Below are 16505 nucleotides of genomic sequence, written 5' to 3' on the forward strand. Positions count from 1 at the left end.
TTCCCATGAAGAGCAAGGCAGCCGAACAGCGCGATCGGGTACGGACCGCGCTGAACCGGGTCCGGCACCAGATCGGGCTGGTGCTCGGCGCCGCCGCGGGCGCCCGCAAGGCCGCGGCGGCCGAGCTCGCCAAACTCGAGCTGGAACAGCAGATCGTCAAGGTCGGCATGGACCACGCCAGCACCGAGCAGCAACACGAATGGTCCCGTCACCCCGCCGCGCACGACGTCTTCACCGCGTTGAGCGGCGTCCGCAGTGCGTACTACACCGATTGGTCCTCGGGGCCGAACGAGTTGCGGGAACTGGTCGCCGCCAACGCACCCGGTCCGGCCGGACGGCCACCGGGCGAATGGCTCGGCCGCGTCGGCCACAACCCCGGCATCACCGCGCCGGGGTTGTGGCGGGTCGGCTCGGTGACCACCGCGGGCCGCGACATCGCCCGCACCTTCGACGTCGCCGTCCCGTTGCTGGACGAATCCCATCTGGCGATCACGTCGGCGCCGAAGACCCGGCCCGCCATCGACGCGATCGTGCAGAACCTGCTCATCCGCGTGCTCAGCACGTTCGAACCCGGTGCGGTCCGGGTGCACCTCTGGGACATGGGGCAGCTGACCGCGATCCTGCCGGACCTCTATCCGCTCAGCCGCACCAGCGCGCTGACGCTGTACGACCCGGGACGGCTCGAAGACCTGCTCGACGAGCTCGCCGGGCACATCCGCCGCATCCACGCCACCGGGATGCAGGCGGGGCACACGACATTGCGGGAAATCCGCCGCGCGAGCGGGCAACGGGTCGAACCGTTCCGCATCGCGGTGCTCTACGGCAACGGCGAAACCCTGGAACCCGAACGGGCGAGGGAACTCAAGCGGGTCGCGACCGGCGCGCTCGCGGCGGGTATCTGCCTGATCATGGTGGACGTGCCGACCGCGGTGAACGCGGCGGTCGAAACGCTCAGCCTCATCGACGACCGCCGCGCGATCAGCAGCATGACCGGGACCGACCTTGTCGTCGATCTGGATGCGCCACTGCCCTCGGGCCAGGTCATCCGCGCCGCGGGCCGGATCGCCGAGGCGCTGATCGCCAAGCAGGGCGGCCCGCGTTCGTTCGCCGATCTGCTGCCGACCGAGTTCGGCAAGGAGAGCTCCGCGCGTGAACTCCGTGCGCCCGTAGGGTTTTTCGAAGGTGAGCCGGTCGAGGTCGTCATCGGCGACGCGAGCCCGCACGCGCTCATCGGCGGCCCGAGCGGTTCGGGGAAGACGAACTTCCTCTACGCGATGCTGGGCAGTATGTGCGCGCGGTACGGTCCGGACGAGCTGGCGCTGTACCTGCTCGACTTCAAGGAAGGCGTGTCGTTCGCCGGGCTCGCGCCCGGCCGCAAGGACGCCAGCTGGCTGCCGCACGCCCGGCTCGTCGGCGTCAACGTGAACACCGACCGCGAATTCGGCTTGGCACTACTGCGATTCCTCGCCGACGAACTACGGCGCCGCTCCGCCGCGGCCAAGGAACACGAGGTCACGAACCTCGCGGACCTGCGCGAGCAGGACCCGGAGGGGCACTGGCCGCGGATCGTGGCGGTGATCGACGAGTTCCAGTACCTGTTCGCCGGGCGCGACGGTGTCACCGCGCAGGCGACCCAGCTGCTGGAGGACATCGCGCGGCGTGGGCGTTCGCAGGGTATCCACCTGGTTCTGGCCAGCCAGGACGTCGCGGGCATCGAGGCGTTCTGGGGCAAGCCCGCGGTGTTCGAGCAGTGCACGCTGCGCATCGCGATGCCGAAGGCGCGGCGCGTACTCGCCGAGACCAACAACGCGGCGGTGTCCGCGCCGAAGTGGCACGCCGTGCTCAACCACGATTCCGGTGTGGCGCACGGAAACCAGCTGGCCCACGTGCCGGACGCGAGCAGCAAGAACGTCTTCGTCGACCTGCAGCACAAGCTGTGGGAGAAATACGCGGACAGCTTCGCTCGGCCGCGCCTGTTCGACGGCGCGCATTCGCCGATCCTGGAACACTTCCCGGTGTACACGGGCCTGGAACCGAACACCAAACCCCGTGCGCTGCTCGGCCAGTCGATCGACGTCACCGAGGCAGCCTGCGGCGTCGACCTCCCGCCCGCGCCCGGCCGCAACATCGCCGTGCTGGGCGCGGCGACCGCGGAGGCACTGTCCATCATGGACTCTGCGGTGCGGTCGCTAGCCCGCCAGTACGAGCGCGGGGCGGTCGAGTTCGTGGTGAGCTGCCCGGTCGAGGCCTGCGCCCCGGCCGTCGGCGAGCTGGCCGAACGGTTGCGGCACGAGGGCCACCGGGTCGATCTCACCGATGATCTTCCAGCTCGGCTGGGCGAGATCGTCGACGGACTGTCCACAGGGGACACTGCGAAGATTCTGCTGCTGTACGGTGTCGACGCGGCACTGCCCGCGTTGGAGGCCAAGGCGGTCGGGCAGCCGAAGAGCGGGCTCGACCATCTGCGCACGCTGCTCAAGCAGGGCCCCGGCCACGGTATTCACACCATCGGCTGGTGGCGCAGTATCGCGCGACTGAAAGACACTCTCGGTTTCGGCGGCACGGACGACATCGGCACCTGGGCGGCGCTCGACGTGCAGGGCAACGAGCTGTCGCCGTTCGCCGCGGGCCAGGTCGTGCACTGGTCACCGCGCCCGGGCCGGGCGCTGTTCTTCGACCGCAGCACCCATGGCGCGCCCGAAGTGATCATCCCGTTCCAGCGGCCCGATTCCGAAGGGACTGGCGTGTCATGACCACCGACGACGGTGTCACCGCCGCCATGCGGTACAAGGAAATCGTGGGCATGGCCAGGGGCTCGGCCGAGAACCTGCGCAACTGGGAACTCGCCCGCGTCGACGAGCTCGAAGCCGCGATGGCCGACGCGCAGGCCGCTGTCGCCGCCGCCACCGAACGCGAGGAGCGTGCCGCCGAACGCGCCGCCCGCTGGTGGAAAATGGCGCTGCACAACGTGGAACGGCTGGTCTGGCTGGACATCGAGGAGCCGGAACCGGTATCGACCGCCCGGCCACAGTACCTGGAGCGCTACCTGGAAGAGGTCAAGCCGAGCTACCAGGAACTGGTCCAAGCCGTCCTGGCCCTGGGCTGGCGCGCAAAACGCTGATGACGTGATCGAACAGCGGTCTCGCGTGATCAGCCGGAGATCTCACGTGATCAGAGACGGAACTCGCGTGATTGGGCGGGGTGCGCACCCAATCACGCGAGATCTCCGTTCAATCACGCGAGTTCTCCGTTTGGTCACGCGGGTTCTCGGCCGGTGAGGGCTTCGGAGCGGCTTTGCCGTGCGGTTTCCAGCAATGTCCGACGTAGGTCTTCGCCGCCGCCGGTGTGTTCGCAGACCCAGTCGAGTTCGTCGGACAGCGTGGTGTCGAAGATGCCTGGGTCGTCGGAGGAGACCACGACCGGCAGCCCCGCCGACAGGAATCGGTGGACCGGATGCTGTGCGGGGTCGGTGAATCCGCCGATCCGCCGGTTCGACGTCGGGCAAACCTCGACCACCGCACCGGTCGCGCGAACCCTGGCGATGGCGTAATCCTGGCGGCGACGGACCTCGGCGAGTCGCGCGTGGTCGTAGCCGACGGTGATGCTCGCGTCGTCGGGCATCGCATCGAGCCGGGTGAGTTCCTCGCGCAGCGAGGCCGGATCGACGTGGACGCCGACGGCGCGCAGTCCGTCGTGGTGGCGAAGGTCGTAGGCGATCTGGTCCCGGCGCTCGGCAACGGGCTCCGAACGGGTGTGAGCGCCGAAAACTGCGGGCTCCACGCCCAACGCGATCGCGTGCCCCAGCCGGTGCGCCCCGAGTTCGGCCGCCTCGTCCACCCAGCGCACCGCGCTTTCCAAGCTCTTGTCGCCGAAGCTTTCCCCGACGTGGTACAGAATCGCCAGCGCGCGTTCCGGATGCACCGCGTTGAAGTCGTGGACGGCGGCGAAGAACGCGGCCTTGCGCTTCGGCGGATGTCCTTCCTCGTTGGCGCAGAAATCCACACCGGTCACCGAAGCCCCAAACGGACCCAAGGCAAGTTCCTGAACGCGTGCCCATTCCGGCCAGGGGTCCTTACGTGGCAACGAAATCGCGAAACGCTCGATAAGCCCGTCTTCGGCGCCACTGCACGCCGCCGCGACCATGTCGGTACTGATCCGGAACTCCGCGTACTCGACGCCCTGCCGCCGATGCTCGACACGGATCCCCGCGGCGAACCGGGCGACCTCGCCCGCGGTGTCGGACCACGGCTTCGAGTGGTCTTCCGGCCGCGCCGCGAGCCACAGCAGGTTCGCCTTGGCCTGGAAACGGGCGAACGTGCCGGCGTCCGCGTCGCCGAACACGAACAGCTTCCCGAACTCGTCGGCCGCGGTCTCGTCACCAGCCCGGTACCGCTCGACAAGCTGCCGCGCCGGCGGCACGACCCCATACGCGGCCGCCATTTCCGTTTCGTACCAGTCCCACAGCACGTGCTCGGCCCGCGCGAGATGATCGAGCAGCGCGGGAGCGCGGATACAGCCATGGAAGTGGAGGTGCAGTTCGGCGAGCACGTCGCCGAGGCTCGCACCTCCTTCGCCGCGGTCACAACCTGTTTTCGCACCCATTGACGCAACCGTTCGGTTGCCATAAGGTAGCAACCGAACGGTTGCTACTCACTGGAGGCCGCGATGGCTTTTCCCGATCGCATCGAACGGACCGTCGAGATCACCCGCCCACCGGAGAAGGTCTGGGCGGCGCTCACCACCGCGGAGGGGCTCGCCGCCTGGTTCGGCGAGACCGCCGAAATCGACCTGCGCCCCGGCGGCTCGGCCCGGATGACCTGGGCCCACGGGCACACCGCCGACATGCGGGTGGAGCGCGTCGAGGAGCCGGCGGTCTTCGGGTTCACCTGGCGGATCTACGGGCTGCCCGAAGACGATCCGCGCCGCACCTACGTCGAGTTCACGCTCGAACCCGTGGCGGCGGGCACCCGGCTGACGGTGGTCGAGACCGGATTCGCCCAGCTGTCCGAGGACACGTACCGCGTGGCGTTCGACGGCAACACCACGGGCTGGGCGAAGGAACTGGGCGAACTCGTCGCCTACCTCGATGCCGCCTGAGACCGAGGCGATCGCCGAACAGGTCTTCGCCGCACTGGCCGACCCGAGCCGCCGCGCCATCCTGGCGGCGCTCGCCACCGGAGGTCCGGCCACGGCCACGGATCTGGCCGCCCGGTTGCCGATCACCCGCCAGGCGATCGCCAAGCATCTCGCCCTGCTGACCGAGGCCGAGCTGGTGATCGCCGTGCCTGGCGAACGCCGCAGGGTGCGTTACCGCCTGCACTCCGCGCCGATGCATGTCGCACAGCGGTTCCTGGCGGCGCTGGCCCGCGACTGGGACGGCCCGCTCGACGCGTTGAAGAACCACCTCGAAGCAAGCGAAACGAAGGGAGACGATCGATGACCGCGAACAGCCCCACAGTGGTCGGCCGGGCCATCTGGCAGTCCGAAGTGGACAAATTGCGCATCCGGGAAAAGGCACACACCCACGAGGGCGACGCGCTCGCGGCGGCCCGGCGACGGCTGCCTATGGTGGAAGTGGACGCCGGCATTGAGGTGATCGGCCCCGACGGACCGGTCTCGCTGCTGGACGTTTTCGAAGGACGCCGACAGCTCATCGCCTACTTCCACATGTGGCACACCGGTCATCCGGCGGCTGAGCAGTGCGAAGGCTGCACGTTCTACAATGGACAGGTCCGCGAACTTTCCTACCTGCACTCCCGCGACGTCACCTATGCGACGTTCTGTCAAGGCCCGTATGAGGAAAGTGTCCGCTACCGCGACTTCATGGGCTGGGACGTGCCTTGGTATTCGGTCAAGGACTCCGCCGACGCACTGCTCGCCGGACGCCCCTTCTTCTTGCTGGCGTTCTACCTTCGAGACGGTGACAAGGTGTACGAGACCTACTCCACCAGTGGTCGCGGCTTCGAGGTGATGGCGCCGAGCTACGGGCTGCTGGACAGGACCCCTTACGGACGGCAGGAAACCTGGGAGGACTCACCGGACGGCTGGCCGCAGGGGTGGCCCGTCGACCAGAACCTTCTCCGCGTCGAGGGACGTCCCGCGGCCCAGTGGTCCCGGATCCGCGCCGGACGATCCGACGCCCTGCGCTGAACGGAAAACGCCCCCGAGCCGACGAGCACGGAGGCGGTTTTCCTTACCGCGGAAGGGTTACCGGCCGAACAGCTGGTCCAGCCGGTCCAGCCAGTCGTACAGCGCATCCTGGAACGCGTTGCCCGCGCCCGGCCGGAAGCGCACCACCTGCGGGTCGTGGTCGCTGGCCTGATCGGCGAACTCGGCGTTGACGTGCACGACGTCGTAGTCGACACCGCGCGGCGCGGCCGAGGCCAGGATGTGGTCGAGTACCTGCGACTGTCCTTCGTAGACATAGCTGTATCGCTCGGCTTCCGGCAGCCCGGCGATCAGATCCTTCAGCGCTCCGCCCGCGGTCAAGGTCTGGACGGCGGGCGAGAACGGGTAGTCGTTCAGGTCGCCCGCGACGATGACGTTCGCGGTGCGGTCCGCGGCGAGGATCTTGTCGACGAAGCCACGCAACACGGTCGCCTGCTTGGCCCGCTGCACTTCCGAACTCCGGGACGGCGGCTGGAAACGGCCGTGGGCCGGCTGGTCGCCGCCCTTGGAGTTGAAGTGGTTGGCGATGACGAACACCGTCCTGCCGTGGAACACGAACTCGCCGGCGAGGGGCTTCCGGCTCGTCGTCCATGCCTCGTTGGCGGGGTCGACCCTGCCGGGCGAGAAGGTGAGATGTGGCTTGCCGTGCGTGGTGGCCACGTCGACCGGTGCCGTCGCGGTACCGCCCGGATTGTCCACAAAGGATACTCTGGCCGGGTTGAACAGGAAGGCGACACGGATGTTGCCGCCCGGCTGCCCGCCGTCGGTGTCGTCGACCGGGTCGATCTCCCGCCATTCGTAGCGCGGCCCGCCCGCCGCGGCGATGGCGTCGGTGAACTTCCGCAGTGTCTGGTCGGCCGCGACGGTGCCGTCGTCCGTCGGCCCGTTGTTGTCCTGGATCTCTTCCAGGTTCACGATGTCCGGCGAGGCCAGACTGTCCACAATGCCCTTGGCCAGCTTGCCGAACTTCTCCGCACTGTCCTTGGGGGACAGGTTCTCGACGTTGTAGGTCGCGACCGCGAGTTCACCGGAACGCTGTTTGCGCGTGGTCTCCCGCTTCAGTCCGTTGTCCTTCTCGGTGCCGAGCGTGCTCGCGAACAGCGTGTACCCACCGAAACTACTGTATTCGACCGGGCCGGAGGTGACCCCGGCCAGCACGTCGCCGACGTTGACCTTCGGGAACGGCCGCTGCTCGAACGGAATCAGCGATCCGACCTTGAGCACACCGGTGTTGAGCTTGTCGTAACCCAGATACACCGTCCCGCCGCGCGACGTCTCGTGCTGTTGGGGCTTCGTGGTGACATACAGCTCGTTGTACTGGGTCGTCGGGCCGACCACCCGCGCGTCCATGACGCTGATGATCTCACTCTCGTGGGACTCCCAGAAATCCAGCGAGTACTTCGACGGCTCCAGCGGCAGCGATTCGATGTTCCCGCCCGGCGACGGCGCGTACGTGTCGGGCACCTGCTCCGGCGTGACCACAGTCGGCGCGGGCAACGGGTTTCCGTGCGATTCGACCGTCCACTGTGCACTCGACAGCTCGGTCAGCGACTGGTGCGTCGACGTCGCGGGCGCCTCGGGATAGAACTCGCGCACGACGCCGCTCGCCGTGACCGCGTCCCCGACCGCGACCGCCGGGCTGGTGGAGCCGGTGAACACGAACAGGCCCTCGCTGGTGCGCGGGTCGTTGTCCGGCCGCGGGTCGGTGAACCAGAATCCCCGCGCGGAGCCGAAAGTCCGCACCGCGGTCACGATCCCGGTCACCCCGCCGACCTTCTGGTCCTTCAGCGGGGAAATCCGCGTCGTGCCCTGGATGTCGTGGATCTTCGCGGCGACCGGTGGCGGGCCGTCCCCGCCCGGTGTCTCGCCCTTGCTGTTGACCGGGGTCGGCGCGCCGACGGTGAAATCGGCAGCGTTATCGTCCGTGTCGGCCAGCGAAGCGGCGCGGGCGGCGGACGTCGTATTGGACGTTGCCGCGGTGGCGGAACCCTCGCGGACCACCGCCGAGCCGAAGCCGACGAGGTCCTTGATCCGTGTGTCGGCCGCGCAGTCGGCAGCGGTCTTACAGGTCAGCGGGGTCGTGCCGTGGACGAGCGCGACCGTGCCCGCGGTGGCGGAAAGCCCGATCGTGCCGGTGGCGTCCGGGGCCGGCAGCGCGACCGTCCCGCCCGCGCCCTTCGCCTCGGCGACGAGGTAGCGCCCGCCGGGCTGGACGCCTCCGGCGAGCGTCGTGACCTGCCAGGTGCTCGACGCGCTCGGCGTCCCCGGCAGGTACTGGACGCTGAAGCCGTCCAGGCTCGCGGCCGCCGCGCCACGGTTGCCGAGTTCGATGAAGTCGCTGGTCAGCGTGGCGCCTGAATTGCCGCCTCCGCCGTAGACTTCGGCGATCACGGCGTCGGCGCTGGGCGTGGCGAGCGCCGGCGCCGCCGTCACCCCGCCGAGCAGCAAGCTTGCCGAGGCGATCACGGTCAGTGAAGCTGTTGCTCTGGTGCGGCGGGTTCTGCTCACGCTCGGTCCCCCTGGTCGATCGGACGGTCGACGCATCGTCCCCCGAACAAGTGAGGATCAGGAAGACACAATGGCAACAATTCGTGACGCGTGACCACGCAAACGCACAAAGTGACAGTGCGGGCGGTCCTGTCACCCGGACGGCGCATCTGCCTTAAATGAAGCTCAAGCTTCGGCGCCTTTGCCGGTGGGGCGCAGTACCTTACTCATGGGCGACCGGAAAAGTGTTCTAGACCACAGTCCGAGGACACGGTGGACCGAAGGCCGCTCACCGGCCACACGGCACGGGGGGAGGGAGTCTGATCATGTGGGGGCTGATCATTCTCACTTGCGTGTCCGTGTAGCCGCGCTGCCAGGGCGCTCCTTCGCGGCGGGGGTCACCGTCGCGTGAGGGGCGCCCTGTCATCGTGTTCGCCGGGTCAGCCGTGGCTGGGCTGGCCCTGCCCGCGGGTCCTGGCTCGTTCGAGCAGGGTGCGCGCGCCGGCCAGCGCCGCGCGGCCCGCCCCCTTCGCGCTCGCCGCGAGGAACGTCGTCCAGTCGAAATAGTCGCGCCACAGCACGATTTCGTCGCCGACGACCTCGAACGTGCCGCACACCCAGAACTCCGCCTCCCACGCGCCCGCGCGCAGCACGTCGGTGCGCTCGGTGAGCACGATCGGCCCGTCCGCGGCGATGTGATGCGTCCGCGCCTCGAACCCGGTGCCGAACCGGGCCATGAGGCGCAGCTGCTTCTCCACCGCCGCGCGGCCGCGCGCGGGCGGCAGCGGGACGTTCTGGTACACGATGTCGTCCGAAGCGAAGGCCAGCGCGCCGTCGATGTCGAGGTTCTCGAGCGCACGAAGGAAGTGTTCAACCACGGCTTTGGGCTCGGTCATACCTTCGAGGTTAGGCCCCCGAACGGCCGGTCGCCCGCGATCGCGACGCGCTCGGCCACCCGCACGTGCGGGTGGTAGTCGTTGACCGCGTAGTGCTGGGTCGCGCGGTTGTCCCAGAACGCCACCGAACCGGGCCGCCAGCTGAACCGCACCTGGAATTCGGGGATGTGCGCGCGGGTGAAGAGGTAGCGCAGCAGGCGGTCACTCTCGGCGCGGTCCATGCCGACGATGTGGGTCGTGAACGCCTGGTTGACGAACAGCGTGCGGCGACCGGTCTCCGGATGCACGCGAACCACCGGGTGTTCGACCGACGGGAACTCGTCCTGCCTGCGCGCCAGCGATTCCGGGTCGGCGAACCGGGCGAAACCGGGGATGAAGTCGTGCACGGCGGTGAGCCCGTCGATACGGGCACGGACGTCCTCGGGCAGGTTGTCGTAGGCGGCAGCCATGTCCGCCCACATCGTGTCGCCGCCGACCGGCGGCACCTCGATCAGCCGCAGCACCGAGCCGAGCGCGGGGTTCGGCCGGAACGTCACGTCGACGTGCCAGATGTTCTCGAACGCGGGCATGCTCGCCGAGCGCGCGAACCGGGTCACCTGCTCCGTGTCGCCCCGCGGGATGAACGGGTTCGTCTCCAGCTCACCCCAGTTCGCCGCGAACGCGCGCTGCTGCGCCGAAGTGATGTCCTGATCGCGGAAGAACAGCACCTTCCATTCGAGCAGCGCGCGGTTCAACTCGGCACGCAACGCGGGTGTCAGCGGTTCGCCGAGGTCGACGCCGCCGATCTCGGCGCCGATGACCCGGCCGAGCGGGCGCAGGTCGAACAGCTCGTACGGACGTTCCTCGACGCCTTCCGGCAGCCTGCGCAACACACGCGGGCCTTCGAGGATGCCGTCGGCGGGAACGGTCGCGGGGCGAAGCTGGACACGGGCAGGCACATCCACGGACATTGTTGGCTCCCAAGGTTTTTCTGGATTCGGGCAGGCGAAGACCGCCACGGTTTCGCCGTGGCTTTTCGAGCGACTACGCCTTACGCGGGCGGGGAACCCAGACGCCCGCGACGCAGGAGCAACGCCGCGACCCCTTCACCGGCCGACCGGACACGACCACAGTCGACCCACCGGACACGCGAAAGTTCCCAGGTGGCTGGCATGTCCCCATAGTGTTCCCATGCCCGGTTCATGGTCAACCCGTCCACAAGGTGAGACCCTGCCGGAAGGTGACCACACGGGGTCGGGACCGAACAACGAAAGGTGCCCACCACCGGGGGTCCGGGGCGGAGCCCCCCGGGCGGGGTCTGGGGGTTGCACCCCCAGAAACACGGCGAGCGAGACACGTCGACGCTTTCCGTCGACATGCCTCGCCCACTCGCGAGCGGTGGCGGTGGGATTTGAACCCACGGACGGGGTTAACCGTCACACGATTTCGAGTCGTGCTCCTTCGGCCGCTCGGACACGCCACCGCCGAGAACAATACCGGACGGCCTTCGCGCTCTGTGAGGGGCCCGGCCGAGGCGGCTCAGGCGCCGGGGCGGCGGTCCGCGAAGAAGCCTTCGAGCAGGCCCGCGCACTCGGGTTCGAGCACGCCGCCGTACACCTCGAGGCGGTGGTTGAGGCGGCGGTCACGCACGACGTCCCACAGTGAGCAGACGGCCCCGGTCTTGGGCTCCCACGCGCCGAACACCAGCCGCGACACCCGTGCCAGGACGAGGGCTCCCGCGCACATCGTGCAGGGTTCGACGGTGACCGCGAGCGTGCAGCCTTCGAGGCGCCAGCCGTCGCCGAAGCGTTTCGCCGCGGCACGCAGCGCGAGGACCTCGGCGTGCGCGGTGGGGTCGCCCAGCTCGACGCGGGCGTTGCGGGCGGCGGCCAGCGGGGCGCCGTCCGGGGCGAACACGACCGCGCCGATCGGCACGTCCGCCCCCGGGCCGCGCGCTGCTTCGAGCGCGGCCTCCACGGCTTCGGTGTCGGTCGGGCGTCTCAGAGCTCGTCCAGCAATCTCGCGAACTCGTCGGCGAACCCGCAGCGCTGCGCGATCATCTGCAATTGCTCGTCAGGGTAGAGATCCACCTCACCGACGATGACCTCGAGTTCGACTCCTGGCAACCCGAGATCGGCGAGAATCTCCAGATCACCCTCCGGCCAGACGGCGTCGTCGTCCTCGTCGGGGGGATCGACCCGCAGGACGTCGAGGACGTCCGCGGCGATGTCGTAGTCGAGCGCGGCGGCGGCGTCGGACAGCAGTAGCGACGGCCCCCTCGGACTCGGCCGGACGATCACGAAGAACTCGTCGTCGACCGCGAGCAGCCCGAACGCCGCTCCGGTCGACCGGAGTTTGCCCAGCTCGGTGATCGCCGCGTCGAGTTCCGCCAGCGCCCCCTGGTCGAGGGCACTGCAGCGCCATCGACCGTCCTCCCTCACCACCGCCACGGCAAAGCCCGTGACCGGCTCTTGCACCGCCATGGCCACACCGTATTCCGCCCGTCCCCTCGGCGCACGCACGGTGCGGCCGAAGCGCCGTTGGTGCCACTATCGAGCCATGACAGGACCCACTGACCTGCCCACTTTGCCCGGTGGAGCGTTCGCCGGATTGATCGACGAGGCACGCGCGATCCAGCAGGAAACCGTCGAACTTCGCCGGACGGTGCACCGCCACCCCGAGGTGGGGCTGCACCTGCCGCGGACGCAGGCGGCGATCAAGGACGCGCTGGCGGGGCTGCCGCTGGAGATCACCGAAGGCAGGTCGACGTCGTCGCTGACGGCCGTGCTGCGCGGGGCGAAGCCCGGCCCGGCGGTGCTGTTGCGCGGCGACATGGACGCGTTGCCGCTGCACGAGGACACCGGACTCGACTTCGCGTCCGAGGTCGAGGGCGTCATGCACGCGTGCGGGCACGACGCGCACGTCGCGATGCTCGCGTCGGCGGCGAAGCTGCTGTCGCAGCGGGCCGAGCGGCTCGCCGGATCGGTCGTGTTCATGTTCCAGCCCGGCGAGGAGGGCGAGCACGGCGCGCGGCACATGATCCACGAGGGCGTGCTCGACGCGGCCGGCGAACGGGTCGAGAAGGCATTCGGCCTGCACATCGTCGGACGGGCCCGCAGCGGTGTCATCCAGGTCCGGCCGGGCCCGGCCATGGCCTCGGCCGACAAGTTCGACGTGCTGGTCACCGGCAAGGGCGGGCACGGATCGGAGCCCGACAGCGCACTGGACCCGGTCCCGGCCGCCGCGGCGATGGTCGGTGCGCTGCAGACCATGGTCACCCGGCGGGTGAGCGTGTTCGAACCGGCGGTGGTCACCGTCGGCCGGATCACCGCGGGCACGACGTCGAACATCATCCCGGAGACCGCCGAGTTGGAGGGCACGATCCGGACTCTGTCCGAGCGCACCCGCGCGTTCGTCCGCGAGGAGCTGCCGAAGGTGTGCGAGGCGGTCGGCGCCGCGCACGGCTGCCGGGTGTCGGTCGACATCACGCCCGGCTACCCGGTCAGCGTGAACGACGACGTGGTTGCAGCGCAGGTCGCCGACATCGCGGGCACGTTGCTCGGTCCGTCCAATGTGGAGATATTGGGCGCGCCGGTGATGAAGGCGGAGGACTTCTCCTACGTTCTGCAGCGTGTCCCCGGCGCGTTCGCCTTCCTTGGCGGGTGTCCACAGGGGACGGATCCGGTGGACGCCGAGGACAACCATTCCAGCCGGGTGCGCTTCGACGAGGACGCCATGGTGCACGGGGTCGCACTGCACACCGCGTTCGCCCTGGCGTCACTCAAGGGCTCGTGAGCGTTCCGACCGGGTGCGGGCTCGAGCGCCCCAATGGGGTTCTCTCGGTAGGGGTGGAGATGCGGCTTTGCTGGTGGGTGGTGCTGCGAAGGCCTCCTTACCGGCGCTCAACGCTGTGAAGGAGGCCTTCACAGCATTCGGTGCGGTTGGGGGTGCGTGGTGTTCGCGGGGTTGTCGTTGCGGTTGGGGGTCGCGCGGCGGTCGTGGATGTCGCGAACGCTCCGTTCGGGACGTTGATCGTCGGTAACGGCCCGTTCGCGACGTCGCGATGTTGTCGGCGTGGGCGGAGAGAGTCCGAGGGACACCCCCGATGCACCCAACGCCCCCAGGGACGCCCTCGTCGCACCCCGCCCCCGGCCCGCGCACCGAAAGCGCCCTCCAGCACATCCGGCAACACCCACCGCCCCAGACCCCTTGGCGAGAAAGCCTGAATGACCACCGGGCAACGGGAACGCCCTGAGCAGTCGGCCATCCCGGTGACGACGGTGGTCCAGACCTTGACAGCGCCTCCAGTGGTCTAGTCCACTGGAGGCGCCAGGGGTATTCAGGAGGCCCTGATGCGCCAAAAGGTCTACGCCACCGTCGTCGTACTGATCGCCGCGCTGTGTGGGTTCGCCGCACCCGCCGCCGCCACATCGGCCACTGCCGCGCTGCCCACGCACGCGCTCGTCGGCTATCTGCACGCGAGCTTCGCCAACGGGTCGGGCTACACGCGCATCGCGGATGTCCCGGCCGACTGGAACATCATCGACCTCGCCTTCGCCGAACCGACGTCGGTCACCTCGGGGCAACTGCGCTTCAACCGCTGCCCGGCGTCGGAATGCGCCAACGTCGAGTCCGATGTGGACTTCGCGGCCGGGGTCAAGGCGCAACAGGCCAAGGGAAAGAAGGTACTGATCTCGGTCGGCGGCCAGAACGGGCAGGTGCAGCTCACCTCGACGGCGGCGCGTGATGCGTTCGTCGCGTCGGCGAGCGCCATCATCGACAAATGGGGCCTCGACGGCATCGACATCGACTTCGAAGGCCACTCGCTGTCCCTGAATTCGGGTGACAACGATTTCAAGAACCCGAAGACGCCGTCGATCGTGAACCTGATCTCGGCGCTGAAGACGCTGAAGGCCCGCTACGGCGAGAACTTCGTGCTCACGATGGCCCCGGAAACGTTCTTCGTCCAACTGGGCTACCAGTTCTACGGCCCGGGCAGCGGCTCGGATCCCCGCGCCGGGGCGTACCTCCCGGTGATCCACGCGCTGCGTGACTCGCTGACGCTGCTGCACGTCCAGGACTACAACTCCGGGCCGATCATGGGCCTGGACGACCAGTGGCATTTCATCGGCAACGCGGACTTCCACACGTCGATGACCGACATGCTGCTCACCGGCTTCCCGGTGGCCCGCAACAAGGCCAGCGTTTTCCCGGCGCTGCGGCCGGACCAGGTCGCGATCGGCCTGCCCGCGGCCTCGTACGCGGGCAACGGCTACACCGCGCCCGCCGAGGTCCGCGCGTCGCTCGACTGCCTGACGAAGGGTTCGGGCTGTGGGACGTACAAGCCGCACGGGGTGTTCCCGGCGCTACGCGGGCTGATGACCTGGTCGATCAACTGGGACAAGTTCAACGGCTGGGAGTTCGCGAAGAACTTCACCGGCTACTTCGGCTGAGTCCCGCCTCCCGCGGATCTTTCCGGCTCCTGACAGCTTCGTGTTAATGTCGTATCGTATATCAGATCTGACCTGTCAGGGAGCGCGATGACGTTCGGGGCACAGCGGCGGCGGCTGTCCGGGGTGGTGGCCATCCCGGTCACCCCCTTCGACGCGGACGGCGGCGTCGACGCGCACGCGTACGGCCTGCTCGTCGAGCGGCTGATCGGCCGCGGGGTCGAGGCGGTCACGCCGAACGGGAACACCGGCGAGTTCTACGCGCTCGACGAGCAGGAAACGCGTCTCTGCCTGGAAACCACGGTGAAAGTCGTCACAGGACGGGCCAGTGTGGTGGCCGGGGTGGGCCATGACGTCGCGTCGGCGTCGCGGGCGGCCCGGCACGCGCGCGACGCCGGGGCGGACATGATCATGATCCACCAGCCCGTCCACCCGTACGTCTCGGACGAGGGCTGGGTCGAGTATCACCGTGCGATCGCCGATGCCGTCCCGGAACTCGGCGTCGTCCTGTATGTCCGCAACGCGGCGATCACCGGCACCCAACTCGCGACGCTCGGCGAGGCGGCACCGAACGTCATCGGGGTGAAGTACGCGGTGCCCGACCCGGTGCGGTTCGCCTCGGTGGCGCGGGACGCCGGATTCACACGGTTCACCTGGATCGCCGGACTGGCCGAGCTTTCCGCGCCGGGCTACTTCGCGGTCGGCGCGACCGGGTTCACCTCGGGACTGGTCAACGTCGACCCGGCGACGTCGTCGGAGATGTTCCGCGCACTCGCGACCGGCGACTACCCCGCCGGGATGGCGGTCTGGCAACGGATTCGGCCGTTCGAGGAGATGCGCGCCGAGCACGGGAACGCCAACAACGTCAGCGTGGTCAAGGAGGCACTCGCCCAGCTCGGCCTGTGCCGCCCCGATGTCCGCCCGCCGAGCCGGGCACTCACCGAAGCGGAACGCTCCCACGTCGGCGAACTGCTCGCGGCCTGGGACCTGGCAGGCTAGGCCCCGGCACTCAAGCCGTTCAGCGATCGGCGATCCTTTGTCCTTTGTGGACTCTCGCCGTAATGACGGGTGCTTGACCAGGCCGGGTTGCCCGTCTCGCCGTTGAGACGGGCAACCCGGTCGACAGGTACATCAAGAACTTCGTCCACCGTCCGTGAACCCGAGGTGGGCGCTGCCTCGCGAGGAACAGCGAAGCGGCTGCTCGTTGGCCAGCCTGACCAAGATGGGCTCTGCGCGGCGGATGGGCCGATGCCGGTTGGTGCTCCTGTCCTCCGGTCGGACAACGCGACCGGTCGGGCACCGAGGGTGAACCTGGCAGGCCGCCGATTCACGTTTCGTCCTCGATGTCTCGGACTGTACACCTCATCGTGTCCCGATGGTTGGTTTGCACGAGCCCTATCGGGGTGAGACCCTGGAGGTAGACCACGGAGCTTCCGTGGCGTCCGGAGGCCCAGCGCCTTTCTCCGCCGGGACCTCCGGCGGTTGGGAATCCTTGCTGGACAAGGCCTTTCGTACGTACCCAAAG

The 16505-nt window shown here is 68.8% G+C and carries 14 protein-coding genes and 1 tRNA gene; 8 read left to right on the forward strand and 7 right to left on the reverse strand.

Going from position 1 to position 16505, the window contains the following annotated elements:
- The first annotated feature begins 5 nt into the window (after nt 1–5).
- Both ACFW0G_RS20500 and ACFW0G_RS20505 read left to right on the forward strand, forming a co-directional pair.
- Complete coding sequence (locus ACFW0G_RS20500; RefSeq protein ID WP_378326923.1) at nt 6–2753, forward strand: FtsK/SpoIIIE domain-containing protein; 2748 nt, start codon at nt 6–8, stop codon at nt 2751–2753.
- A complete protein-coding gene (locus tag ACFW0G_RS20505; protein WP_378326924.1) occupies nt 2750–3121 on the forward strand; it encodes a hypothetical protein in 372 nt (123 codons plus the stop codon). Before ACFW0G_RS20500 ends, ACFW0G_RS20505 begins: the two co-directional genes overlap by 4 nt.
- 134 nt (nt 3122–3255) lie before the next feature.
- Here the strand turns inward: ACFW0G_RS20505 and ACFW0G_RS20510 are convergent, their stop codons facing one another.
- Nucleotides 3256–4602 carry a hypothetical protein gene (locus ACFW0G_RS20510; protein ID WP_378326925.1) on the reverse strand — a complete coding sequence of 449 codons (1347 nt, stop codon included), beginning with the start codon at nt 4600–4602 and terminating at the stop codon, nt 3256–3258.
- Nucleotides 4603–4665: 63 nt separating this feature from the next.
- On the opposite strand from ACFW0G_RS20510, the gene ACFW0G_RS20515 reads away from it, so the two are divergent.
- Genes ACFW0G_RS20515 through ACFW0G_RS20525 form a run of 3 tightly spaced genes read left to right on the forward strand, consistent with a single transcriptional unit; the run spans nt 4666 to nt 6150 of the window.
- Entirely contained in the window at nt 4666–5097 is a 432-nt protein-coding gene (locus tag ACFW0G_RS20515) for an SRPBCC domain-containing protein (RefSeq protein ID WP_378326926.1), read from the forward strand.
- The gene (locus ACFW0G_RS20520) at nt 5087–5440 is read left to right on the forward strand and encodes an ArsR/SmtB family transcription factor (protein ID WP_378326927.1); all 354 of its coding nucleotides are present in this window, start codon (nt 5087–5089) and stop codon (nt 5438–5440) included. The genes ACFW0G_RS20515 and ACFW0G_RS20520 overlap by 11 nt, the downstream gene beginning before the upstream one ends.
- Nucleotides 5437–6150, forward strand: coding sequence for a DUF899 family protein (locus tag ACFW0G_RS20525; RefSeq protein WP_378326928.1), 714 nt, complete (start codon nt 5437–5439; stop codon nt 6148–6150). The genes ACFW0G_RS20520 and ACFW0G_RS20525 overlap by 4 nt, the downstream gene beginning before the upstream one ends.
- A gap of 57 nt (nt 6151–6207) precedes the next feature.
- Here the strand turns inward: ACFW0G_RS20525 and ACFW0G_RS20530 are convergent, their stop codons facing one another.
- The 6 genes from ACFW0G_RS20530 to ACFW0G_RS20555 all read right to left on the reverse strand — a co-directional run bounded on the left by ACFW0G_RS20530 (nt 6208) and on the right by ACFW0G_RS20555 (nt 12013).
- Complete coding sequence (locus tag ACFW0G_RS20530) at nt 6208–8676, reverse strand: endonuclease/exonuclease/phosphatase family protein (RefSeq protein WP_378326929.1); 2469 nt, start codon at nt 8674–8676, stop codon at nt 6208–6210.
- 419 nt (nt 8677–9095) lie between these two features.
- Complete coding sequence (locus tag ACFW0G_RS20535) at nt 9096–9551, reverse strand: limonene-1,2-epoxide hydrolase family protein (protein ID WP_378326930.1); 456 nt, start codon at nt 9549–9551, stop codon at nt 9096–9098.
- A complete protein-coding gene (locus tag ACFW0G_RS20540; RefSeq protein WP_378326931.1) occupies nt 9548–10501 on the reverse strand; it encodes a TauD/TfdA dioxygenase family protein in 954 nt (317 codons plus the stop codon). Before ACFW0G_RS20540 ends, ACFW0G_RS20535 begins: the two co-directional genes overlap by 4 nt.
- A gap of 425 nt (nt 10502–10926) precedes the next feature.
- A tRNA-Ser gene (locus ACFW0G_RS20545) sits at nt 10927–11013 on the reverse strand.
- A gap of 56 nt (nt 11014–11069) precedes the next feature.
- Nucleotides 11070–11507, reverse strand: coding sequence for a nucleoside deaminase (locus tag ACFW0G_RS20550; protein ID WP_378326932.1), 438 nt, complete (start codon nt 11505–11507; stop codon nt 11070–11072).
- A 23-nt stretch (nt 11508–11530) separates the two neighbouring features.
- The gene (locus tag ACFW0G_RS20555) at nt 11531–12013 is read right to left on the reverse strand and encodes a tRNA adenosine deaminase-associated protein (protein WP_378326933.1); all 483 of its coding nucleotides are present in this window, start codon (nt 12011–12013) and stop codon (nt 11531–11533) included.
- Nucleotides 12014–12089: 76 nt separating this feature from the next.
- Here ACFW0G_RS20555 and ACFW0G_RS20560 point away from each other — a divergent pair, with 76 nt between their 5' ends.
- From ACFW0G_RS20560 to ACFW0G_RS20570, 3 genes are all read left to right on the forward strand, one after another.
- A complete protein-coding gene (locus tag ACFW0G_RS20560) occupies nt 12090–13325 on the forward strand; it encodes a M20 family metallopeptidase (RefSeq protein WP_378326934.1) in 1236 nt (411 codons plus the stop codon).
- Nucleotides 13326–13882: 557 nt separating this feature from the next.
- The gene (locus tag ACFW0G_RS20565) at nt 13883–14983 is read left to right on the forward strand and encodes a chitinase (RefSeq protein ID WP_378326935.1); all 1101 of its coding nucleotides are present in this window, start codon (nt 13883–13885) and stop codon (nt 14981–14983) included.
- 87 nt (nt 14984–15070) lie between these two features.
- Nucleotides 15071–15979 (forward strand): dihydrodipicolinate synthase family protein, encoded by a 909-nt coding sequence (locus tag ACFW0G_RS20570; protein ID WP_378326936.1) that lies wholly within the window; start codon nt 15071–15073, stop codon nt 15977–15979.
- Nucleotides 15980–16505: the final 526 nt, after the last annotated feature.

It is taken from the genome of Amycolatopsis sp. NPDC058986 (assembly GCF_042741125.1).
GTDB lineage: Bacteria > Actinomycetota > Actinomycetes > Mycobacteriales > Pseudonocardiaceae > Amycolatopsis.

Excerpts from the sequence above, each read along its gene's own strand:
- ACFW0G_RS20500 (WP_378326923.1), top strand. The coding sequence starts at position 6 with ATGAAGAGCAAGGCAGCCGAACAGCGCGATCGGGTACGGACCGCGCTG.
- ACFW0G_RS20505 (WP_378326924.1), top strand. The coding sequence starts at position 2,750 with ATGACCACCGACGACGGTGTCACCGCCGCCATGCGGTACAAGGAAATC.
- ACFW0G_RS20510 (WP_378326925.1), bottom strand. The coding sequence starts at position 4,602 with ATGGGTGCGAAAACAGGTTGTGACCGCGGCGAAGGAGGTGCGAGCCTC.
- ACFW0G_RS20515 (WP_378326926.1), top strand. The coding sequence starts at position 4,666 with ATGGCTTTTCCCGATCGCATCGAACGGACCGTCGAGATCACCCGCCCA.
- ACFW0G_RS20520 (WP_378326927.1), top strand. The coding sequence starts at position 5,087 with ATGCCGCCTGAGACCGAGGCGATCGCCGAACAGGTCTTCGCCGCACTG.
- ACFW0G_RS20525 (WP_378326928.1), top strand. The coding sequence starts at position 5,437 with ATGACCGCGAACAGCCCCACAGTGGTCGGCCGGGCCATCTGGCAGTCC.
- ACFW0G_RS20535 (WP_378326930.1), bottom strand. The coding sequence starts at position 9,551 with ATGACCGAGCCCAAAGCCGTGGTTGAACACTTCCTTCGTGCGCTCGAG.
- ACFW0G_RS20540 (WP_378326931.1), bottom strand. The coding sequence starts at position 10,501 with ATGTCCGTGGATGTGCCTGCCCGTGTCCAGCTTCGCCCCGCGACCGTT.
- ACFW0G_RS20555 (WP_378326933.1), bottom strand. The coding sequence starts at position 12,013 with ATGGCGGTGCAAGAGCCGGTCACGGGCTTTGCCGTGGCGGTGGTGAGG.
- ACFW0G_RS20560 (WP_378326934.1), top strand. The coding sequence starts at position 12,090 with ATGACAGGACCCACTGACCTGCCCACTTTGCCCGGTGGAGCGTTCGCC.
- ACFW0G_RS20565 (WP_378326935.1), top strand. The coding sequence starts at position 13,883 with ATGCGCCAAAAGGTCTACGCCACCGTCGTCGTACTGATCGCCGCGCTG.
- ACFW0G_RS20570 (WP_378326936.1), top strand. The coding sequence starts at position 15,071 with ATGACGTTCGGGGCACAGCGGCGGCGGCTGTCCGGGGTGGTGGCCATC.